Genomic DNA, 24,200 nt, shown 5'->3' on the forward strand with positions numbered 1-24,200 from the left:
TTTAGAGATTAACTACTCTTTTTTATCAGAAATAAATCAAAAACAAGTCATTATAAATTGATTTTTGATTTGTAGTACCTCGTGTTCATATTTGTTTTTTCGACAATTAACCTTAAAATAATATCTTAAATGAAAACAAGTATTGTTATAACAATGTTATTCTGTGTAATAACAGGATCAATCAAAGCACAGGATTTTGACAATAATGAAGTACATGTGGCTTATAGTGATGGTTTTACTCTTGGTGCAATTGATTCCTTTTCAAATATTTTACCAACAGCCATTATTGATGGCTTTACAGGAGAAAAAACAAAGATAGAGTCCGAATCCTCTTTTGGTATGATAGAAGCCGGTTACAGGTATCAAATTACGGATAGAAGTAGAGTTGGACTTGATCTTGGTTACCAGAATTACAGCTCTAAAATGATAACAGAAAAAACTTCAAAGACAGTAAAGAGAGCCGTTGGTTACCTATTGATTTTGCCTACTGCACATTACACTTATTTAAGGATACCGCTAGTAGACCTTTATGGTTCAGCAAGCATCGGTGCTTATCTTACGAACGAAAAAATAACAGAAACAAATCGGAACGTAATTAAAAACAATTCTATCGATTTGGGTTGGCAGGTTAATCCAATTTGCTTGCGTGTTGGAGAAAAATTAAGCGGATTTGCTGAATTAGGATTTGGAATCAAAGGTTTTGTTACAGCTGGCGTTAATTACAAGTTTTAGAGTTCTGTCTTTACTGCAAAAAGAATTGCTAACTTGACACCTCTATGAGCAATAAAAATGCCACTGATCAAAGGATTAAAATGATTTATAAAATCTGTTTAAATCCTTTTATCAGCGGCAAAAAAATAATTTGTACCAAGTGGTGAAATTCGTCGCAAAATGATGAAGGTAGTCGCGAAAACAATGAATCTAAACAACTTCTTTTTTAATAACTTAAAAGAGTTAGATAGAATTTAATGGATTATACAGATTTCTTTTAAACCATTTAAGTTATAAAAATTCATTTTAGAGCTGTATTTGCGTCCCTTGATTAAACACCAAAGATTTCTTTATTTGTTATTATTTATCGAATGCCACCTGAATTAAATTTCCTTCCTTGATTTGTTTTTCAAACCATATTTTATTCTGATTCGAAACGGTTACTTTTAGTCCGTTATTGGTTCGTTTAACCGTAATATCAAAATCTTGTCCGAATGCATGCAGGTTTCGCAAGCTCATACCCGGCCATGATTTAGGAAGACGGGGCGTAAAAGTAAAACTATTTAACCCCACAGGACGAATACCAAATAATCCTTCCGTAAAAACCCTGCAATATAAGCCGCTTTCTGCCGAAAGATGGCGTTGATTTCCTTCAGGATATGCCTCTACCGGATAAGGAACATGGTCGCCCAACAAACGGCGTTCAGAATAGTAATGCAAAAAATCCAATGCTTTATCGGTTTCTCCTGCGGCCAAAACCCCTCTTAAAGCATATAAAGTCGATCGGTCCCAGAAGGTTTTGTCACCGGCTGCACTAGCGAGTCCATCGGGAGTCCATAATTTAGAAGAAAACAAGGCGGCAATCGTTCCTTTTTGACGATCGTAAATGCCCATCGTCAGAGGTGTGCAGATCCAGGCACGCAAAACATCATTTTCTTTGTAATATTTATAGGTTAGAAATCCATCCACCTCAGCACCAAAATACTTTTCGATTGAAGCTTTTAAGTTCTGCGATTGGAGTTTATACAAATCCAGTTGTTTTGGGTTTTTCTTCAAACTTTTACCCAGATAAACTGCTGAATTTAAGGCGTCATAATACAAAGATGAAGTATTAAGATTTGCTTTCCCTGCCGGAAATCGTCCTTCCAGTTCATCTGAATCCGAATAAACCACTCCTTCTGAATTTAGCTTTAACCGACAATATTCTAAACACCATTCAATTAAAGGCCATACTTGTTCTGCTTCGCTAACATTCCCTCTTGCCAGTGCGTAACGTGCTGCGCCATAAGCAATCATGGCGGCATCACCACGATCGCCTGCACCGTCCCAGATATCAGTTCCTTCTGCTACAATCGAACTTGGGATGGGCTTATATTCTTTGTTGATGTATTTCGCAAAAAGCAAATACGCATTCAAAGAGGCTTTATTGGCGTAATCATAACCTAAATACGAAAAAAAAGGACCAATGTATTCTGCCTGATCGTTGGCCCAGATTGCCGCATAATACGATTCTCCTCCGGGACTGTGCATGGGTCCTCCTTTCGTCTCAAAAATACTCTCGGCGGCTCTTAGTTTTGCAAACTCAAATTCGGTATTCAGGATCGGATCGGGGGTTTCTAATACCAATTTAGTTCTTAATTGACGAACCAGTTCCAAACGATTCTTTTTCTCTGTTTCCATATTCAATTCCGGTATGGATTCGTTCTTTTTAGTAGCACAGTAAAAAACAGAGAAATCAATCGTTTCGCCGGGCTGTAACACAAAAGTTCCTTCATTAGCAACTCGGGTTATTACGGTGTAACTGCCTTCTGTTCCTTTATCCTCCGCTGACTTATACTCAAAATTAATTTTCGGAATTTCTACTACACAGCTTTTATCAGCTGTATTTTTGATCGTGTAATTTTCGCAGAAAACAGGCAAAGAGGTTGACGGAAAATACTGTCGGGTAAGTTCCAAGGTATTATCGACTTTACTTTTTGCGAGTAAAGTTCCATCTATTGTTACCGAAACTACCTTTTCATTGACAATCGGCTTATAGTTTACCAAAACAAACCGCATCGCATCCTGAGCAAACTGGCGGGTAAAACTGGCATGGGTGTTGTTTGGAATCGTTCGTAACATAGGCCAGACTAAACTACGGGTACTATTAAAAGAACCGTCTGCTCCTACTCCGTAACGAAGCACAGCGGAGATTTTTCTACCACTCATTTCTATATGATCTTTATGTGGAATATTATCTTTTATCTTCCATGTAATTGATCCGTTTTGCTCAATTTCCCACCGACTGTTTTCTTGTGAAAACGATTTGCAGGTTACTAAAACTAAAATAACAGCGAAAAAAATCCTTCTGCTGCCAATACATAACTTCTTCATTCAATTGATTTTAAATTTGTGATTCTATTGCTCTATCAAACTGTTGCGTATAATTGTTTTTAACACATAGAGACATAGTTTGCTGAGCCTAAAAAAAGACGTTTCACTTAAAATAAAACACATAAGGTATCTTACAAAAATTTGTTTTTATTGATCGACTTTAAATTGTCAATCCTAAATCTATGTCTCTATGTGTGTTAAATATCAATAGCTGTAAACATTTATAAACAAGACACTGTTACAATTTGTCCCTCTGCAACAGGAATATCAATAAAGGAATAGGTTTTTCCCCTTTCTTTATCTTCTTGACCAGTTTTCATTTTTATACCGTTTACTAAAAATTTCTGATGCTTTCCGGCAAACTTGGCCCTCCACAATAGCGTCTTCGTTCCTTTGTTATGAAATACTGTTTCTTGTTCGTTTTGTTTTATCGCTATCGTGGTATTCAAAACAGGAAGATTATCCAGTTCCGAAACTGTTCCTCTTTTACCCCGATATAAAGTAGTCACGCTGTTTTTTTCGCTATTGGGTTCAATGCCCATAAAACCACTTACAATGCCTTCAATAATTCCATACGAGACTTCGGGATATTCTCTCCTTTTGGTCTCGGGACTTGAGAGGTATAAAATATACTGGTATGCTTTGTCTTCAAAACCATGTTGGTATAGAAGTGTCGGCAAATAGGAAGAAGTCTCGACATTGTTTTTGGAAGAAATGATATATTCAATTGTTTTTTGAATTCGGGTTTCGTCGGTTAAAGCATTAAACCATAACAAAAAAATAGCTCCACCGCTTTTACCAAATTTCCCGTCGGCAGTATAATAAGTCTGATAAAGAGCCTGTGATTGATCCCACCAAATCTGATCTATCTGCTCTTTATATCGCAATGCTTTACTTTGATAATGAGCTGCTTTCTCCAGATTTCCGTTAGCTTTTAAAAGCTTGGAATAAGACACTAACCCGCTATAGATTGAAGCAACTAAATCGACTCCCATTTTTAAATCCGGTACATCTTCGTCATAGGAAGCCAGTCCACGGCAGCGGTGAAAATCATCTTTTACATCAAAGGGAATCGGAGCATTAGGATACATTGGTCTTGTCAATAAGGAATCGGCTTCGAGAATCCAACGTTCGATATAGTCCGTTACTGATTTTTCGTAGAAGTGGGTAAACTCAGGTGACTTGATATACGTTTCGTCTCCTGTCCATACATACAATCTCCAACAGGCTTGTATCATGTCAAAATTGGCATTGAGGTTGTACCAAAACTCTTTGTCATTTCTGTAATCGGCTGGAGCAGGATTTCCGAGTTTATTGATTTCCCAGTACGAACACCAATCTTTGTTTTCTGAAATATTCTTAGCGAATAAAGAAAACATATTCTTATTTGCCTTACCAAGCCCCAATACTTCAGCTCCTATACTCTGATGCGAAATGTCCCGCATGCAAAATGCCTCTCTGGAAGGCAAAGCTGCCTCATACCAAGCACCTACGGGACTGTCCGGATCTCCTTTGTACGATAAGGCAGTTTCTTTAGCCCAGACAAACGCTTTTTCGATTGCCTGGTCTGAAGATTTAAAGCGTACGGTCTCTTGTGCTTTTGAATGCAAAACAAAACCACAATTAAAGAGCATTAGTATTAAAATATTTTTCATGCTGTACAACTTAAAGAGCGCTTTTGCTTAATCGGTACATCAATACGCCATGTGGTTCTATTGTCGCTTTTAGTTCTTTGGCTGTGGTTCCGGCATTTTTCTTGCTCCAAAGATCCAAGAGGTTGTAGGTGCTGTTTTTATCCAATGAATGAGCATAGATCTCGTCTACAATTTTTTCTTTGCTCCAGTCAAAACTAATGGTTTTGACCAGCGTATTGCGATTTACAAAACAGACTGCCCAATCTCCGTTTTTAAGCGGTTTAAACCAAACCTGCAATCCATCCTTGTCCAGATAACGGAATCCCTGAATCCCAAGCGGGTCTTGATTGACTGCTAAAATCTCCTTGTTGGTTAGTATTTCTATGGTTTCTTTTGTCATTTTTCTAACATCATTTCCGGCGATTAACGGGGACGCCATTATACTCCAAAGAGCGAAATGTGCTTTGTCTTCATTATAAGTCATTCCGTTGCCAACTTCCAGCATATCAGGATCGTTCCAATGACCTGGTCCTGAATATTTACGAAGATTGGACTGTAAATCGGCGATGTGCATTACGCTCAACGAATTCCAGGTTCCTTCGTCGTGTACCGAATCGAAAATCTGATAAATATCTTCTGTTGTTCTCCACAACTGCCCTACTCCTTTTCCCCATTCCCACGGTTTATTTACACCCCATTCGCAGATACTAAACAAAATTGGTTTTCCTGTTTTTTGCAATGCATCACTCATAGTTGTATAGGCTTCTTTGGCATTTATACCGGCTGTATTACACCAATCGTACTTTAAAAAATCAATGTCCCAAGAGGCATAATTTCTTGCATCCTGATACTCATACCCTCGAGTTCCCGGGTATTTTTGACAGGTTAGGGTTCCGGCACAATTGTACATTCCGAATTTTAATCCTTTGGAGTGCACATAATCGGCAACAAACTTCATTCCGCGTGGAAACTTTTTAGGATCGGGAACCAAATTTCCCTCACGATCTCTTTCCATTGCCATCCAGCCATCGTCTAAAACCAAATAGACGTATCCGGCATCGCGCATGCCTGAGGAAACAAGAGCGTCTGCGGTTTCCATTACCATTTTTTCATCGATATTGGTGTGAAAAGTGTTCCAGCTATTCCAACCCATTGGCGGTGTAGGTGCTAAATCTTCGACCTTTTGTGCAGAAAGTTGTGTACCGCAAAAAGCCATACTGATAAGAGCCCATTTCATTGTTTTAAAATTTTTCATTTTTCGTTTTTTTTATAAATAATCTAAAAAACAAACCCAGCTATTTATTTCTAAAAAGTGGGTTTGCACCAAAATTGATATTATGCTTATGATTCATAATATCGTTCAACTAATCAAAACCCTTAATTATATCCCGGATTCTGAACAAGACTTGTCCTGTTAATTTCTGTTCTTGGAATTGGCAATAAATAATGTTGTGGTTTAAAAACCCTGTCTTGTACTTTAGTGTAGGTATACGTTTTTGTACCATTAGTATTCTTGGTAATAATGACCCCCATTAACGGTTTGTTTTCTGTTACCTCGGCAATTTTCCAGCGACGTACATCGTAATAACGGTGCCCTTCAAGACACAATTCGATTTGTCTTTCGTTGTAAATTTTATTCTCCAATGCTGTTCCTGATAATGCCGGCAGATCATTGTTTATTCCTGCGCGTTTTCTAATCAGATTCAGGTATTGCAGTGCAGTGGCATCATTGCCTGTTTTAAATTGTGCTTCGGCATAGTTCAGATAAATCTCTGCCAGACGCGAAATGATGTAAGGCTTGTTGGTTTGGGTTTCTGTATTGTAATTAAAAGTAGTATCACAATATTTACGGAACGTATAACGTGTTGCACTATTGTTCCAGGTATCCCAGCCTTGAGGAGAATCTAAACCTCCTTCATAAAACTCTGCTATGTTTGAATGTCCTGCCTTGTAACGGTCCTGACAAAAGGCAGGGTTACCATAGGAACGTCCATCATAAACAATATCTTTATAAAAACGCGGATCTCTGTTTTTGTAGGGCTTTTGAGGATCGTATCCTGATGTAGGATCTGTGATATCTTTACCATCGGCCGTTCCAAAAGCATCTATCAGATTCTGACTTGGAGCAAAGGATGCCCAGCCATGAAAACCACTTGGCGAATTAAACATTTCCACTCCGTTAAAAGCGCTCCATTGCGGAACCTTACTCGATAAACGAACGGCAATTATTTCCGAATTAGTGGTAGTGAATAAATCAGCATAATTTCCGGTGTACAATTGAAATGCATTCAGATCGATTACGGCTTTGGCAGCATCAGACGCTTTCTTCCATTTTGTCAAATCATTCGACGGATTCCATTGCGGACTTGCGGCATACAATAGTGCTCTGGATTTCAATGCTAAGGCCGCTGCTTTGGTGATTCTTCCTAAATTGGCACCGCTCTGATCTAAAGGCAACATGGTAGCGGCTTTATCCAATTCATCCGAAATAAAGGCAACACATGCTTCATAAGAACTGCGATCTACATTAAAATTACTGTTCAGATCAAAAGGTTCTTTGACTAAAGGCACTCCGCCATAATCACGGATTAATTTAAAATAGGCATAGGCTCTTAGAAAAGTGCCTTCTCCTTTTAAACGATTTCTCCATTGGGCATCACCCGGAACATGATCAATTTTAGAAAGCAGAATATTGCAATTTTGAATGATGGCATAGGTTGGAGCCCAGATATCAAATTCATTCATATTATCCGGTGTCAGCGCACCCGAATTGATAATTGAAGAATTATAATCATTGAATTTATTATACGCTTCATCACAAGAAGCAGACAGTGCCCAAGTGCGGTTTGTAGCGGTATCCCAGTTGTGTTGTGTGGTTGGGAGTACATTGTACAAATTATTCACAAAGGCTTCTGTCAGCTTTAAATCATTCCATACCGACGCATCTGTATAGGAATCTAAAGGAACTTTGTCCAAAATATCGTCACTACAAGACCAGAACAGTCCACTGGCCATCATAAAAACAGCCAGTACTATTTTATTTTTTATACTTCTTATTTTAAAATTTTTCATACTTCTTTCTTTAGCTATTTTATTATAATCCGATATTCAATCCAAGTCTGTAAATACGTACCTGAGGGTAATTAATACCCGTGGTATTATTCGTTTCCGGGTCGACATTGTATTTTTTCATTTTATCAATAGAGAACAGATTAGAGCCTCCTACATAAAATCTGAAGTTTGTAACGCCTAGTTTGTTCAGTATGTTTTTTGGTAATACATAGGATACTTCAAGAGATTTTAGACGAAGAAATGAAGCATCTTTCAACCAAAAATCGGCAGGAACATTATTTCTACTATCTGTACTGTTGAATGCTCGCGGATAAGGCGCATTTGGATTTTCTGCTGTATACCTGCCGTCATACAACCAGGTTGGCGGGGCAATTATAGAACCTTGCGCCTGAGGAAGTATCATTTGCTTTGCCATGGTTTGACCCGTCCAAAGAATATCCAAACCAAATCCTTTGTACTGACATCCCATTGGAATACCGTACACGATTTTTGGTGTAGCAGATTCGGGGATTCTTACCTTATCGTTGCTTGTGATACTACCGTCATTATCGATGTCTTTTAGCCAAAGATCACCGGGGGCTGCTCCTTCTAAGTGTGGAGATGCATCTACATCTGCCTGACTGCGATAGATTCCGTTTGTTTTATACACTAACCACGAATCGATTGCTTCTCCGGTAGATCTTTGCCATTCGGGAATATTTGGGGACTCATCACGAAAAATGACTTTGCTTTTGGCATAGGTAAAATTAAGCCCTACATTGTATTTGAAATCTGTCGTACCACCAGCATAACTAACCGCTATGTCTACACCATGATTTTGTGATTTCCCAATGTTTTCCGGCGGGAGTACTAACCCTGTGTACTGTGGAACCGAAGCACTACGAGCTGCCAAAATATCACTTCTTACATAGTGGAAATAATCAAACCCAACTTTTAATTTATTGTCCAGAAAAGAAGCGTCAAAACCAATATCTTTTGTGTCTTGATTTTCCCAGGTAATATTAGGATTTGGTGTTGATGAAAGGTATAAATTAGTCGCCTGAGTATAGTCTCCAAAATATACATTATACTCCTGAATCGTATTCAATTGATATCGGGTCATAAACAAATATTGAGCGATGGCATCGTTACCCATTTTTCCCCAAGAAGCTCTAATTTTAAACTGATCTACTATTTTAATATTATCCTTGAAAAAATCTTCATTGGATATTTTCCAGCCTAAGGATAATGCGGGAAACATTCCCCAACGATTTTCGGTAGGAAAATTGAATGATCCGTTATAACGAGCCGAAACTTCTGCAAAATATTTACCGTCATAGTTATAAGCCACTCTGCCTAAATAACTTTCTCTTCCGTCCTGGTATTCAAATCCATTGGCATCTTGCGCTACGGTGCCTCCTGTGAAAATCTGGTCCAATTGATCGCTTAATAAATCTCGTCTGTAAGCCGTGGTTCTCTTATTTATATTGGTGGTTTGCTCGTAACCTAAAAAAGCATTTACTTCGTGTTTGTCGAACTGTCTGTCGTAAGCTGCTTTAAAAAAATACGTATTTTCATTAGACAGGAATTCGTCTTGAGTTACACTCGAAATAGCAGTACTTGCTTTTTGATTGTTGTAAGTATCGGTAGTTTTATCATACGAGTACGCATCCCAGGGTTTTGTAAATCTCTTTTCGCTACGCAAAGCATAATCAAAAGCAGCATATCCGCTTACAGAAAATCCTTTGGTTACGTATGGCATTTTCAATTCAAATCCAATTTTTGGATTCAGGATCAGGTTTTGAATTTTATCATATCCCGCAGCTGAAGAAGTCATAATAACCGGATTTCTACCATTTGCAATACCCGCAGAAGGAAGTCCGTTTGCATAATAATCCGGAATAAACGGATACATACTAACCGTTTCATGAAGAATACTACCTACCGATGCCGAAGGATACACCCTGCTTTCTCTGCGTCCGGCAAGATCAAAATTGACTTTTAGGTTGTTGCTTATTTTTACATCTATATTGGATCTCAGATTGTATTGTTTAAACAATTCATCGCTATTTCTGAAATTACTTTCCTGATTCAGATATTGGCCTGATAAATAGTATTTCACATCCTCAGTCCCACCACTAACGGATAACGATTGAGTCGATTGTGGGGCATTTTGTCTAAAGACCGCTTTCATCCAGTCTGTACTGGTATAATTGGGAACATTTCCTGCTTTGTATTTATCAATATCTGCTTGTGCGTAAGGTGCAGCATTTCCTTTATTTACATTTAATTCGTTATAATAGGTCATGTACTGCCACGAATTAACACGCTCGGTCATTCTGGTTAATTGCTGTATCCCGTAAGATCCGTCGTATTGAATCGTTGGTTTCCCTAGTTTCCCTCTTTTGGTTGTCACCAGAATTACACCATTGGCAGATCTCACTCCGTAAATAGCGGCCGAAGCATCTTTTAAAACCGTAACCGTTTCTATGTCTGCGGGATTCATTCTGCTTAAATCTCGATCGGGTATGCCGTCAATCACGACTAAAGGTCCTGTTCCTCCTCCAAAAGAATTGATTCCTCTAATCAGAATAGTTGCATTGTCATCTCCGGGTCTTCCGGAACGGTTATTTGCGATAACTCCGGCAACCCTTCCTACTAAGGTATTGGAAACGTTTGGAGTAGAACTTTTTACCAAAGCAGCTCCGTTTATAGAAGAAACAGCACCGGTTAAACTTCCTTTCTTTTGCGAGCCATATCCAACAACTACCACTTCATCCAATGTTTTGTTTTCTTCTTTTAATTGAACGGTAATCGCATTCTCTCCTTCTGAAAGTATTATTTCCCTTGAAATAAAGCCCGTAAAGGAAACGATCAAAGTGCTTTTATAACTTGGAATCTGAATTTCGAAACTTCCGTCATCCTGCGTCAAAACCGTTTTTTTGGTTCCTTTTAAAAGTACGTTTGCTCCAGCAAGCGGCAAACCACTTTCGTCGGTTACTTTTCCGCTAATCTGCAATTGTATGGGCTGAATTATTTCTGAAAGATTTGCAAAATCACTTCGTTTTTTCAGGATTACATGATTCCCTTCTAACGTATAAGTCATGGGTTGGTTTTTGAAAATCAGCTCTAAGGCGGTTTCTAATTTTTCATTCTGAATAGAAATCGTAATGTTTTGCGCTTTCGTCAGTTGCTCTTTCCCATAAACAAAACTGTAATTAGTTTGTTTCTCTATCTCTCTAAAGACCGTCAACAACTTATCATTCTTAAATGTCAGACTTACTTTTTGAGCCATTCCTGTTGCGCAGACCTGCATGGTAACTGCTAGCAATAAAATGCCGGTAATTTTCATCTTTAGTGATGTTTTAAATTTTGACTTTCGCTTGGTAGGCGAAGTCTTCAAAATTGGATTTAAATTCATAACTTTGGTTATTGGTTAATAATTACTACTTGTGGAACTTGTATGATTAAAACAACCTCTTATATCGCCGGAAGTGCTCGAACACTTTCCGGCTTTTTTTATAAAATCATTTTAATTTCCGGTGAACCTTATTAAGACTCTCGAAAGCCTCTCTATGGTTTTGTATAAGACATTACTATAATTTTTTTTCCTTCCAATTTAAAACGGACTAAATCTGTCATTTCCATTATTTTCAGCAATTCGGACAGTGGTACATCTTTGGAGATTTTCATAACAAACGAAGAATTAATAGTTCCTTTATAGGCTACGTCAAGATCATACCATTTCGAAATCTGATTCATAACCACTTTAATATCTGCTCCTTCAAAATAAAACTCTCCATCTCTCCAGGCAGTTGTTTCTTCTATATTGGCCTCCTTAATTAAAGTCAGTTCCTTTTCAGCAATCACCTGCTGATTGGGTTTAACGATCAGACTTCCGATCAAAAGTTTAGAGACTCTTTTTTCTACTCTGATACTTCCTTCAACCAGTGTGATTTTTGTATTGGGCTGGTCCGTGTAAGCATTGATATTAAATTGAGTTCCCAATGCTTCCGTTTCCGTTCCGTTAGCACTTACTTTAAAAGGCATGTGTTTGTTCTTTGCTACTTTAAAGAAAACTTCTCCGGTCATGCTTACTTTTCGTTCTTTACCAATAAATTCAGATGGAAATGTTAAAGAGGACCCTGCATTTATCCAGGTCATTGTACCATCTGCTAATAGTAATTGTAAGGGCTTACTTCCCTTAGGTACAGCTAAAGTATTTTGGGCTAAAACCTCTTTTTTTAAATTAATACGATCTTTAGAAATGATATTGCCGTCATTCGTTTTTAGTGTTAGTGCTGTTGCATGGATAATCAGCTCTTTCTTGGGGTCATTTTGCACGATGATCTTTTTACCATTGGAAAGGGTTAAAATCGCCTGATTGATTTCTGGAGGCATAATTTCTACACCGAAACGTTCTTTTTGAGATAAATTCTGATCCGGAATTACTTTATTAGGAGTTTTATAAAACCAGAACCCTATACTTAACGCAAACAACACAACAGCAGCCACCATCTGAAACCACTTTCTATTCTTTTTTCCAGCTATTCTTTTAGCGTGTTTTAAGGAAGCTGCAATGGTTTCCCAACCTGCGTCTTTTTCAAATTCATACATTTTATCTAATTCGGTAGCTACCCATTCTTTATTGGTAAGATTCTCAAAGATTTCTTTGTTGGTTGGGGAGCTGTTAATCCATTCTTTTAAAACAAAATGTTCGTTAGGCGTAATGGTTTTATTGAGGAATTTTAATATTAATTCATCTATTTGAAATGGCAAATTTGACATAATCTTAACTTTGATTTTATGTTGTATAGAACAACACGTATCAAATGTTTTTTTAACTACAGGAAAATGGAGTTATTTTTGAATTATTTTGTAATTAGTTGATTTACAACGACAAAGACTATCATGAAAAAGATTATATTTAAGGCAGGTAGCTCTTCGACTTCGCTCAGAGGGACAAAAATGAGGTGGGGGTTTGTGCGGCTCTTCGACTTTGCTCAGAGGGACAAAAATGAGGTAGGGGTTTGTGAGGCTCTTCGGCTTCGCTCAGAGACACACAAGTGGGGTGAGGATCACGTTTATGGATTATGAAGCTCTTCGGCTTTGCTCAGAGGGACAAAATGAGGTAGGGATTTGTGTGGCTCTTCGGATTGACTTGGAGGGATAAAACACGATAAGGGTACCGTTTACTTAATGGGGATGCGAAAGAGCAATACTATCTTTGTTTGTAAAATAGCACCGAAAGCATATTAACCAATGCCACTGTAGAAAGTATATTCTCCTGATGCAATGCTAAACGGATTTTGTACAATGCTCTTGATTTTTGATTTAAAACCGTTTGTGGGCTTATTTTCATTTCACCTGCAATTTGAGCGGTGCTTTTGCCTTCAATAAAAATAGATTTGAAAACTTCCTGGCATTGTTGGGGCAGATTTTCCATTTCGCAATAAATGGTTTGGAGTACTTTGGCTGTTATCATCTCGCCTTCTCCAAATTGCTCTGCAGATTCGGTTAAAAAGCTAATTTCTTCATGTGCTTTTTTATGGCGCTTCTCTTTTCTTAAAAAATCGTAACACGCATTCCTTGAGGTCACAAAAAGGAACGATTTTATATCTGATAAGTTGTCAAAATCATGCTTTTTTTGAAGTAGTTTTAAAAATGTTTCTGTAGAAATATCTTCCGCTTCCTGCGAATATTTAATCAAAGTCTTGTTAAAATAACACAGCGGTCGGTAATAAAGCAGATACAACTTACGAATTGCTTTTTCCTTGCCATTTCTAAAATCTTCAACCAGATCTATGTCGTTATTTTGGATCAAAATTTATTTTTTTATTTTAAAAATACAAGCAATCAGCCTACTAAACCTATATTATATTACCTCTAAATTGTACTATGCTACTTAGTTTTCTGTTAACTAATCTCCAAAAAAATATTTCTAGAAAAAGCGTAGCAAGTCCTGAACCATAGCAGTTATGGAAGATTAATGACACGAAACATTCCCTGCTAAAATTGAAAATTAAGTCAGCTGCCAGACGCAAAACTGCTTTATAAAAATTTGATAAGGCTCAGTAACTGCTACACTATATTATAAGGATGCATTACAAAAAATTGAATCGTTCTGCTGCATCAAAGAATTTTATTTGTTCAACCATCTATCCAACGTGCTCTTAATAAGTGCTTGATCTGCTGCAGAAAAATCTTTGACTCTGGTGGCATGACTTCCCTCGGGTAGTACCATCTTTAAGGCGTCTACATTTGGTTTTGGTGTTGGGGAACAAGAAAACCAGGTATCGTAGCCACCATAGACGTATAAAATATGGTCTCCTTTATTTTCAACATACTTACGCACTTTTTTAATATAATTGGGATTGTATTTTATAACAACGTCTTTCGGAGCAAATCGATCGTTGGAAGTACTCTTTACAGTTTTAAGTAAATCTGCAACGGGAGAAAAATCAAATCCATAATACCCCAACTCGCTTAAATGCTGATAGTACGAAGGTAGGTAATTGAAATACATCTTATCATTGTAAGTTCCCACACCTACAATTTTATTCAAATAATCAAACAGTTCTTTTGGGGTAGCGTTTGCGGCGGGTATTTCATCACATTTCCCACCCCATTGCCAAAAAGAGAATGGAAATTCTAAAACGGCATATTCCAAAGCTTCTTCCATCGGTACCTTAGTGTATTGCATTTTTTTGGCTGTTGCGTATTCTGAAAAAACAGCCATTAGCTCGGCTCTGTTTTGCAAAACTGCTCGCTGTAAAGCTGTAACTTTTGCTCTGCATTCCGGTTTCCCTACCACTTTTACATGTGTTACGGTTCTGGGATCTTCACAAGTATTAATTAAAGGAGCCACATACGGCATCGCAACATCAACATCTTTCGGGTATTTTGATTTGTAGATTAGAGCCGTTTCTCCTCCTTTACTAATGCCGGTTGAAATCCATTTTCCGGTATATAGTTTTTTTAATTGTGTTACTATTCCGTGATAATCTGCAATGGCCTGATCATTGGTCAAATATTGCCACGGAATTGGCTCAGGTCTTGATTTCCCGTAAAAACGATACTCTACCGCAACCTGATTGGCTTGCAATAAACTACTTACTTCACTTTTTATATTTCCGGTATTGTATCCGTGTGTTTCTATAACCATTGGCCTGTCAAAACCAACATGCGACAGATAAATGTAGTGTTGAAAAGTTCCTTTTTCGGGATGTTTGTGATCTAATGGTTCGTCTAAGATCAATTGATAGGACGCTGTATATCCTTCCAGATTTTCTATTGGCGTAATGACAGCTTTAGGAAACAACTCCGTTAATTTTTGTTGAAGATCCGCCACAGGTTTTGCTACCGTTTGAGCCGAACCAATCGAAGCACTCAAGCCGATAAAGAGCAATAAAGCGATGTACAGTTTTTTATTCATTTTATACTATTTAATTCAATTTTTAAAATTACTGTCATTGTTAAATCAGAACCAATACTATATTATCCGTTAATTGTAATATTTTATCTGATTCCGGATAAAATATAGTTATCCTGAAATAAAGTTTTAATTTTAATCTAAAACTGATCCAAATGACCACAATTCCCTTTATATCCGACTCCTTTATAGCTGAAAATTGCGACTATAAAACCTTGGTAGAAGTCTTGCAAAAAGGTTTTTCTAATACCGAAATCGAAGTTCCGATGCGACACCACCATGACTTTCCAAATCCGGAAGAAAAAGTAGATTCGACCTTATTATTAATGCCCGCTTTTCATCCGGGGAATGATCTGGGTGTAAAAATTGTAACGGTAAGTCCAAATAACGGTAATCACAATTTACCATCTATTCAGGGAATTTATGTTTATCTGGATGCTCATTTAGGTCACGTGAAAGCCATATTAGAAGCAAAAGCTTTAACAGCAGCCCGAACAGCAGCAGTTTCTGCATTAGCCAGCAGTTATCTTTCACGAACTGATGCCAGCACTTTATTTATGATTGGAACAGGCGCTTTGGCGACCAATTTGATTCGGGCACATGCGAGTGTCCGACCTATAACAAAAGTGTATGTTTGGGGAAGAAATCCTGCTAAGGCAAAACTCGTTTGTGACTCCTTAAAAGAATATCCTTTTACCTGTGAAACGGTTGATTCTATTGAAAATACCATTCCAAAAGCCCATATCATTTCCTGCGCTACTTTATCAAAAACACCTTTAGTTTTTGGAGAGTGGTTACAAGAAGGACAACATTTGGATTTAGTGGGAGCTTATAAAAAAGATATGCGCGAGGCAGATGATACTGCCATTTCAAGGACCTCCATTTTTATTGACACTTATCAGGGTGGATTAAAAGAAAGCGGAGATATTGTAATTCCGTTACAGACTAATGTTATTAAAGTTAGCGACATTAAAGCCGATTTATTCGAATTGTGTTCCGGTAGCAAAAAAGGCAGAACTACCGACCGCGAAATTACTTTCTTTAAATCTGTTGGACATGCGTTAGAAGATCTGGTGGCGGCTGCGCATTTTTATGAGAAATACAGTAATGAAAAATAGCACACGGATTTAGCGGGTTCAGCGGATTTGGCGGATTTTTTTTAAATGAAATTATAAAGAATCTGCTACCCGAGCGATAGCGAACAGGCGAAGCAAATCTATTGGGCATGCGTTAGAAGATCTAGTTGCAGCGGCGCATTTTTATCAGGAATTCAACGCATTAAAATAAAATAGCACGCAGATTTGGCGGATTTTTTTTTTAATGCAACGATAAAAAAATCTGCTAAATCTGCGTGAGAAAAAGAAAAATTGGAAACGATAACTACTTTTTGCATCAAATCGAAAAGAGTTAGATAAAACCAGACTATCAAAATAATTAGATAATCTGTGCGAATCTTTTTAATCTGTGGCAAAAAAATAATTCATCCCAATCCGTGAAATTCGTAGCAAAAAAACTAGACCCAAAAACAACACACACTACAAGCAAATAATATAAAACGCTATTAAAGACAAATAAACAGCCACAATGAAAAAAACCTATCAAACTATTTTAAAAAACAACACTTATACTATACCCGAAAATTGCCTCGCCATTAAAACCATAGACATGCATACGGGTGGAGAACCGCTTCGTGTTATTATCGATGGTTTCCCTGAATTAAAAGGGAATTCTGTTTTAGAATATCGCAGGTATATCAAAGAACATTATGATTATTTGCGTACTGCCTTAATGTTTGAACCCAGAGGTCATGCCGATATGTACGGTTGCATCCTCCTTCCTCCCAACGATGACGAAGCTGATTTCGGAATCCTCTTTATGCATAACGAAGGGTACAGTACGATGTGTGGGCATGCCATAATTGCGATCACAACTCTAGCGGTAAAAATGAATTGGGTTGCCTTAAAAGAAGGCGAAAACGAATTAAAAATCGATGCTCCTTGTGGCAGAATTCACTCGTATGCCATAATAAAAGACGGTGAACTGACCGGAGTTCACTTTCATTGTGTGCCGAGTTTTGTGGTAGGTTTAGACCGTGTTGTTTCTGTTCCTACTATTGGCGAAGTTACTTATGATCTGGCTTATGGAGGAGCCTTTTACGCTTATGTGGATCTTCGAAAAAACAAAAATATAAATCTTACTCTGACACCCGAAGACAATCGCATGATTATTCAGATCGGAAGGGCTATCAAACATGCGGTAATGGCACAAGACAAAGAAATACTACATCCGTTTGAAGATGATTTAAGTTTTTTATACGGTACCATTTTTATAGATACCTCTTTGGAAGCGCAAAACCATAGTCGAAATGTTTGCGTTTTTGCAGAAGGTGAAGTAGATCGTTCGCCAACGGGCTCGGGTGTTTCGGGAAGAATTGCCATAGAAAAGGCAAGAAATCAGATCAAAAAAGGACAAGAAATTAGTATTGAAAGCATAACAAATAGTATTTTTAAGGGTTCACTTGTTGACGAATTGGACTTCGGTAAATTCAAAGCCGTAATTCCTCAAGTAGAAGGAACGGCCTACATTACGGGAACAAATACTTTTATCATTGATCCAAATGATCCAATGAAAAACGGGTTTATTTTACGCTAATATTAAAAACAATATTGAAGTACACCACTTTATAACTAACTTAAAAAAAGACAAACAAATGACAATTGGAGTTGGCGGTTCAACCGCAAGTATCGAACTAGACAAAATACAAAACATGACCACAAATGTTCAGCCGATTGCGATTGCTGAATATCAATTTCGTCTTAAAAAAGCCGTTCTTCTGATGAAAGAACAAAACTGCAAAGTGCTTTATTTACATGCCGGAACCAACTTATACTATTATACCGGAACCAAATGGAATCCTTCTGAACGAATGGTTGGTGCTTTACTTTTTGAAGATGAAAGCATCGAATACATTGTTCCAAAATTTGAAGAGGGCACTTTTAAAACCTTTATGCAAGTGGAAGGCCATTTAAATTTCTGGGAAGAACATGAAAACCCTTGTTTGTTATTTGGCGCTATTTTACAAAAGAAAAACATCTCTACCGGAACAATCGCTTTAGATGAATCAGCTTCTTATTTTCAAGTTGACAGTATTATCAAAGCAAATCCGGACTATAATTTTATAAATGCACAACCTATAACAGCCGGTTGCCGCATGCACAAATCAGCAGCTGAAATTGCTATAATTCAACAGGCAAAAGATATTACAATGGTTGTTCAAAAAGCTGCTGCCCGTATTTTGTATCCGGGAATTGAAGCGGCTACTGTTGTAGATTTTGTCAATAAAGCTCATATCAAAGCCGGAATTACCTCAGGTTCGTATTTCTGTATCGTTCTTTTTGGAGAGGATTCGCAATACCCGCATGGCGTAACTGCTCCACAGAATTTAAAAGATAATGATATTGTTTTAATTGATACGGGCTGTCGCTTAGAAGGATATCTTTCCGACATCACACGTACCTACGTATACGGGACTCCAACCGAAGCTCACATAAAAATATGGAACTTAGAAAAAGCCACTCAAAAAGCAGCTTTTGATGCCGCACAAATTGGTGCTACTTGCGGCGCTGTAGACGATGCCGCCCGAAAAGTATTAGCCGAAGCAGGACTAAGCGGTGATTACCAAATCCCGGGTTTACCCCATCGCGTAGGCCATGGTACGGGATTGGATATCCATGAATATCCGTATTTAGTTCGAGGAAATCAAACCCTTTTGCAAGAAGGCATGGTCGTTAGTAACGAGCCTATGATCTGTATTCCCGGTCAATTTGGTGTTCGCCACGAAGATCATTTTTACATGACAGCAAGCGGTCCTAAGTGGTTTACGACTCCGATGGAATCTATTGATAATCCGTTTGGGGTTTAAGGGGAGGGATTGTTTCAGGTTTCAGGTTTCAGTCTCGGTTAGTAAAACTGAAGATTTCGTAAGACACTTCGACTTCGGTTAGCCTGACAATTGGGGGTTCAGTCTTAGTTATTTTGTGTCACCCTGAGCGGAGTCGAAGGCTGTTTTGTTGAGAAGGGCTTCGACTTCGCTCAGCCTGACATTTTGGGTTAAAGTCTCAGTTTACCTTTCACATTTAACTTGAAACCTGAAACTTGAAACAAAACTTGAAACTTGAAACAAAAAAACTTTCCATTCTACAAGAAAAAAGGGTTGTCTCAAAATATGAAACAACCCTTTTATTAGTTTCAGGTTTCAAGTTTCAGGTTTTAGTCTCAGTTAGTAAAACTGAAGATTTCGTAAGACGTTTCGACTTCGGTCAGCCTGACAATTGGGGGTTTCCGTCTTAGTCATTTTTGTGTCACCCTGAGCGGAGTCGAAGGCTGGTTTGTTGAGAAGGGCTTCGACTTCGCTCAGCCTGACATTTTGGGTTAAAGTCTCCGTTTTCAGTCTCGGTCTCGGTCTTAGTCTTAATTAGTAAAACTGAAGATTTCGTAAGACGTTTCGGCTTCGCTCGGCCTGACAATTGGGGGTTTCCGTCTTAGTTATTTTTGTGTCACCCTGAGCGGCGTCGAAGGCTGGTTTGTTGAAAAGGGCTTCGACTTCACTCAGCCCGACATTTCGGGTTAAAGTCTCCGTTTTCAGTATCAGTTTACCTTTCACATTTAACTTGAAACCTGAAACTTGAAACAAAAAAACTTTCCATTCTACAAGAAAAAAGGGTTGTCTCAAAATATGAAACAACCCTTTTATTAGTTTCAGGTTTCAAGTTTCAGGTCTCAGTCTCAGTCTCAGTTAGTAAAACTGAAGATTTCGTAAGACGTTTCGACTTCGATTAGCCTGACAATTTGGGGTTTCCGTCTTAGTTATTTTTGTGTCACCCTGAGCGGAGTCGAAGGCTGGTTGTTGAGAAGGGCTTCGACTTCGCTCAGCCTGACAATTGGGGTTAATGTCTCGGTTTTCAGTATCAGTTTACCTTTCACATTTAACTTGAAACCTGAAACTTGAAACAAAACTTGCAACCTGAAACTTGAAACTTGAAACCTGAAACCTGAAACAAAAAAAACTTTCCATTCTACAAGAAAAAAGGGTTGTCTCAAAATATGAAACAACCCTTTTTATTATTAACTAACCAATATAACTACTCAACTAATAACTTTTTCTTTTCGACAAAGTTTCCGTCTGTTGCTACTACAATGTAAACCCCTTTTCTTAGCGTATTAACAGAATAAGAAGTAGTATTTCGTACTATATCAATCAAGTTACCGGTGCTGTTGTAAATCGTTATTTTAACTTTAGTAACATCAATATTGTTAAAATTAAAATTCACTACATCAGAGGCCGGGTTTGGATACAATGTAAATGATCTGGTTGTATCCATTTGCTGTGGTCCTGAGCTGGCGGTTTGCAGATCAATCGTGTGAGAAGGACTCCAATCACTAAATGCTGTGCCGTTTATAGAACGAACTCTAAATTCATAAACCGTTTGAGTACCTTGCTTTGGAATCCACAAATAATAAGTAGCAGAACTTCCTGCTGAAGTCCAGCCTGTTGCGCTATTTAATTGTACTTCGTAAGATGCCGCCTCCGGTTTTGTATCCCAAGAAGCATAGAAACCTGATGAGTAAACACCTGAATTGGTAAGATTTGTCGGTACTGGTAAAGTTCCTGGGTTAGGAACCACAATTGTTCCAGATGTAACCGTATAATCTTCTACCTCACCATCTCCGATGTTTCCACAAGCAGTGGTTGGATTTGAATTGTATTTCATTACAACACGCATACGAGTAGTGCCTGTAAAGGCAACCGGAGTAAAACTTCCTGTTACTGTGGTTTTTGCGGAAAGGTTGTTTATCACTTTTTCAGAAGCTTCAAACTGATTGTTTTTGTTGTAATCGATCCAAACACCCCAATATTCTGTATAAGAAGTACTGGAGAATCCAGGAGTCAAACTAACATTCATGCTTGCATTTGTCGTTAGCGTAATCACTTTTGAAGTATGATCTGCATAACCTGCCGCATCTTTTCCTGTAGTATTCGTAAAAGTTCCAACTGTTACTGTATTAATGTATTCATACCCGTTTGCTGCTTGAACGGCACAGAATGCAGTATTTGGAATCGTAGCCGATACCACATTTGAATAAGGAGAATAAACCGCTGCAGCTTTTGCTCTAACTCTGTATTTATAAGTACTACCAGCTGTTAAACCTGTATTGGTATAAGTAACTGCAGTACTGGCTAAAGTTGCAATTTCAGCATAAACATCATCTGAACCTGCTCTTTCTACTACAACATTGGTAGCATTTGTAGCATTGTTTGTCCAACTAAGTTGTGCTTCTAAATTTGTAGCATTGACTGTTGCTGTTAAATTTGACGGAGCTAAAACGGTAACTCCCGTCTGTGTTCCTGCTTGTATAGATTCACCAGGTTTTGTATTGTAGGCATGATCCAGAACAGTATATCCTACTCCACCGGCTTCTACTTTTATATGAAGCCATCCATAGCAAGTACGTCCTCTGCTTTTATATTCAAAACCAACATATCCTGTTTTATTATCCCAATTCGTATACGTTGCAGTTCTCAAATCTAATTGATCCGGATAAGCACTTCCCGGAGTAACAAAATTACTGGAAGCTCCAATAGTAGTTCCTTCTGCTATAAAAGAAATATTTCTTGTCCCAGTTTCTCCAACTAATCTTTTTCCATAAGTTTCAATTTTTAAAGCTGCTGCTGCAAATTGCCATGCACCATACTCCGTATTGTCTCCTATACCTAAATTAAAATAATCCCATGTCGCTGCAGCTGATGCTACATAATCCGGATTGTTTACATAAAATACGCCGTAAGGTGCGTCAAATTTCAGGTTTATTGTTTTTGCAGCATTGTCTAAAGTCACAATTCCGCCGGTAATTGCAGCATCTTTAAAAGTAACTACCACAGCCGCATCATTAGCAGGAAGGTGCGCAGTAGCTTTCCCTGTAAAAGTAAGTGCCGCTTTAGAATTACTCTGAAGTGTCAACACTGCTGTTAATCCAGCTGGTACTCCTGTAATTGTATAATGTGTTCCAGCTGTAAATGTTCCGCTGCTTTTTGTAAATGTTCCGTTATTGGTTGATAACGAAATCACAGTGCTTGTACTTATAGCACCATCATTTACTTCCGATTCATATAAAGTACCTTCTGATAAAACTACAGCTGTTTTAGCCGTCATACCTGTATAAATTGGCGTATTCGGTTGTGTGTTATAAGCATATTCAGAAATGGTATAACCGTCTCCGTTAGCTGTAACGGTAACTTTAAACCATCCGTAACACGTTAGACCATCCATTAAATAGTCAAAACCTACATAACCAGATTTTCCATCCCAAGCAGTATAAGCGGCAGTTCTCAAATCAAGTTGATTCGGGTATGCACCCGGAGCCGTCATATTACTTGTTGGACCAACAGCAGTATTTGCTCCTAGTAAAGAGATGTTTCTGGAACCCGTTTCGCAGACTAATTTCTTATCGTATGTTTCAATTTTTAAAGCATTAGCAGCAAATCTCCATCCTCCAAATGCAGGATCATCTCCTTTCGCTATTTCGAAATACTTCCAGCCTAATGAGGCCGAAACCGTTACATCCGGCATATCTACAAAAAAGACTCCGTATGGGTCTGAAAATCTAAAATTAAAGAACAAAGAAGTACAAGACAAATTAGTAGTTCCACCAACAAAAGCAGCCGGTAAAAAAGTAATACCACCTGAAGTGTTATTTGCCAATGCGTGATTTGTTGCTTTTCCTGTTAAGGTAACCGTTACCTGATTGTTGGAATTTACAGTAAGCACCGGAGTTATTCCTGCTGGGAAAGTATGTGTGAAATGTGTTCCCACCGTCATTGTCCCTGAACTAATCGCGAAGGTTTTTGCACCGCTCAAAGTTACTGCAGACGAAGTTGTGAAAGAACCATCATTTACAATTGCTTCTTTAAAGGAAGTCGCAGAAGCCACTAATGCACTTCCTGTTACATTTACACCTGTATCAATCAGATTTTGAGGTTGCCATAAAGATTTACGTGAAGCATGTTCTAAAGCAGCAAGCATTCTGCTGATCTGTCCTTGCGTGTACATTTTATAACAGCCCTGAGCTCCGTTGTATCCCATGTAGTTTTCAAAGTTTACTTTGCCTCCACCGCAATTTGTACCCGGAGTACAGGCTAAAGTATGATTTCCGTCTTCTGCCGGTGTATCATCTACTTCGTCTGTTCCCGAACAACCACCGTCAAAAGTGTGAATCAGATTCAGGAAATGACCAAATTCGTGCGTTAAGGTTGCAGAGAATTCTTTGTTAGTGGAGTTATCATATAAATAAGCCCCATTAAAAACAACACGGGCTGTATTATTGGCCGTCATACCCGAATCCGGGTACCAGGCAACTCCTGAGTTATTTAGAGCACCATCATTATACAAATCATTTTGAATGTAAATGTTCATATATTTAGTGTTGTCCCAGGCATCAGCAGCGATTTGGTCGTCATAACCACCACCGTTTCCATAACCGTTTTTTGCTGCGTGAAAAACAACTCCTGTTGTACAACCACCGTTAGGGTCTTTTTTTGCTAACTTGAATTCGATATTCAAAGTTCCTCTTCGGGCTTGGAAGAACGATTCTACCGTTTGATAATCGGCATTTCTTCCATTAAAATCATCATTTAGTTGTGCCAGATGATTTACAATTTTTTCATAAGTAACGGTTTTTCCACTTTGAACGTCTCCATAAATATGGAATACCACTGGTATGGTATAAGTAGTAACCGCTGCTTTTGAAGTTTTAGATTTTTGCTGTAAAGCAAACTTTTTGGTAAAAGCATCAAAATCTTTTTTCTCTTGAAGTGCACTTGGATTATTCCGGTACATTTTAGCATTTTCTTCGGTCGTCCGACAAGGTAAACCTTGAGCTCCAACTTTCAACAAACTGAAAATCAGAAAGAACAATAGTAATTTAAATTTCATTCTTATTTG

At 38.1% G+C, this 24,200-nt stretch carries 13 protein-coding genes; 4 read left to right on the forward strand and 9 right to left on the reverse strand.

The window, feature by feature from the left end; translation table 11 throughout:
* The first annotated feature begins 129 nt into the window (after nt 1-129).
* A complete protein-coding gene (locus ACHRV3_RS02000; RefSeq protein ID WP_395434335.1) occupies nt 130-732 on the forward strand; it encodes a hypothetical protein in 603 nt (200 codons plus the stop codon).
* Between the two features lie 339 nt (nt 733-1,071).
* On the opposite strand, the gene ACHRV3_RS02005 is transcribed toward ACHRV3_RS02000, so the two are convergent.
* The 8 genes from ACHRV3_RS02005 to ACHRV3_RS02040 all read right to left on the reverse strand — a co-directional run bounded on the left by ACHRV3_RS02005 (nt 1,072) and on the right by ACHRV3_RS02040 (nt 15,204).
* Nucleotides 1,072-3,084: a hypothetical protein gene (locus tag ACHRV3_RS02005; protein ID WP_395434336.1), complete on the reverse strand. Its 2,013-nt coding sequence runs from the start codon at nt 3,082-3,084 to the stop codon at nt 1,072-1,074.
* 221 nt (nt 3,085-3,305) lie between these two features.
* Nucleotides 3,306-4,739, reverse strand: a complete 1,434-nt coding sequence (locus ACHRV3_RS02010) for a trehalase family glycosidase (RefSeq protein WP_395434337.1) — start codon at nt 4,737-4,739, stop codon at nt 3,306-3,308.
* Between the two features lie 10 nt (nt 4,740-4,749).
* Nucleotides 4,750-5,973 carry a glycoside hydrolase family 27 protein gene (locus ACHRV3_RS02015; protein WP_395434338.1) on the reverse strand — a complete coding sequence of 408 codons (1,224 nt, stop codon included), beginning with the start codon at nt 5,971-5,973 and terminating at the stop codon, nt 4,750-4,752.
* Between the two features lie 122 nt (nt 5,974-6,095).
* Nucleotides 6,096-7,790, reverse strand: a complete 1,695-nt coding sequence (locus tag ACHRV3_RS02020) for a RagB/SusD family nutrient uptake outer membrane protein (RefSeq protein ID WP_395434339.1) — start codon at nt 7,788-7,790, stop codon at nt 6,096-6,098.
* Between the two features lie 22 nt (nt 7,791-7,812).
* A complete protein-coding gene (locus ACHRV3_RS02025; protein ID WP_395434341.1) occupies nt 7,813-11,121 on the reverse strand; it encodes a TonB-dependent receptor in 3,309 nt (1,102 codons plus the stop codon).
* A gap of 221 nt (nt 11,122-11,342) precedes the next feature.
* The gene (locus ACHRV3_RS02030; RefSeq protein ID WP_395434342.1) at nt 11,343-12,557 is read right to left on the reverse strand and encodes a FecR family protein; all 1,215 of its coding nucleotides are present in this window, start codon (nt 12,555-12,557) and stop codon (nt 11,343-11,345) included.
* 433 nt (nt 12,558-12,990) lie between these two features.
* Nucleotides 12,991-13,593, reverse strand: coding sequence for an RNA polymerase sigma factor (locus ACHRV3_RS02035; RefSeq protein WP_047778037.1), 603 nt, complete (start codon nt 13,591-13,593; stop codon nt 12,991-12,993).
* A 318-nt stretch (nt 13,594-13,911) separates the two neighbouring features.
* The gene (locus ACHRV3_RS02040; protein WP_395434343.1) at nt 13,912-15,204 is read right to left on the reverse strand and encodes a S28 family serine protease; all 1,293 of its coding nucleotides are present in this window, start codon (nt 15,202-15,204) and stop codon (nt 13,912-13,914) included.
* A gap of 152 nt (nt 15,205-15,356) precedes the next feature.
* Here ACHRV3_RS02040 and ACHRV3_RS02045 point away from each other — a divergent pair, with 152 nt between their 5' ends.
* The 3 genes from ACHRV3_RS02045 (at nt 15,357) to ACHRV3_RS02055 (ending at nt 19,123) form a co-directional block, all read left to right on the forward strand.
* Nucleotides 15,357-16,319 carry an ornithine cyclodeaminase family protein gene (locus tag ACHRV3_RS02045; RefSeq protein WP_395434345.1) on the forward strand — a complete coding sequence of 321 codons (963 nt, stop codon included), beginning with the start codon at nt 15,357-15,359 and terminating at the stop codon, nt 16,317-16,319.
* Between the two features lie 466 nt (nt 16,320-16,785).
* The gene (locus ACHRV3_RS02050; protein ID WP_395434346.1) at nt 16,786-17,853 is read left to right on the forward strand and encodes a proline racemase family protein; all 1,068 of its coding nucleotides are present in this window, start codon (nt 16,786-16,788) and stop codon (nt 17,851-17,853) included.
* A gap of 58 nt (nt 17,854-17,911) precedes the next feature.
* Complete coding sequence (locus tag ACHRV3_RS02055; RefSeq protein WP_395434347.1) at nt 17,912-19,123, forward strand: M24 family metallopeptidase; 1,212 nt, start codon at nt 17,912-17,914, stop codon at nt 19,121-19,123.
* Nucleotides 19,124-20,342: 1,219 nt separating this feature from the next.
* Here the strand turns inward: ACHRV3_RS02055 and ACHRV3_RS02060 are convergent.
* Nucleotides 20,343-24,191 (reverse strand): M43 family zinc metalloprotease, encoded by a 3,849-nt coding sequence (locus ACHRV3_RS02060; protein ID WP_395434348.1) that lies wholly within the window; start codon nt 24,189-24,191, stop codon nt 20,343-20,345.
* Nucleotides 24,192-24,200: the final 9 nt, after the last annotated feature.

Source organism: Flavobacterium sp. FlaQc-49 (genome assembly GCF_044005985.1).
GTDB lineage: Bacteria > Bacteroidota > Bacteroidia > Flavobacteriales > Flavobacteriaceae > Flavobacterium > Flavobacterium cupriresistens.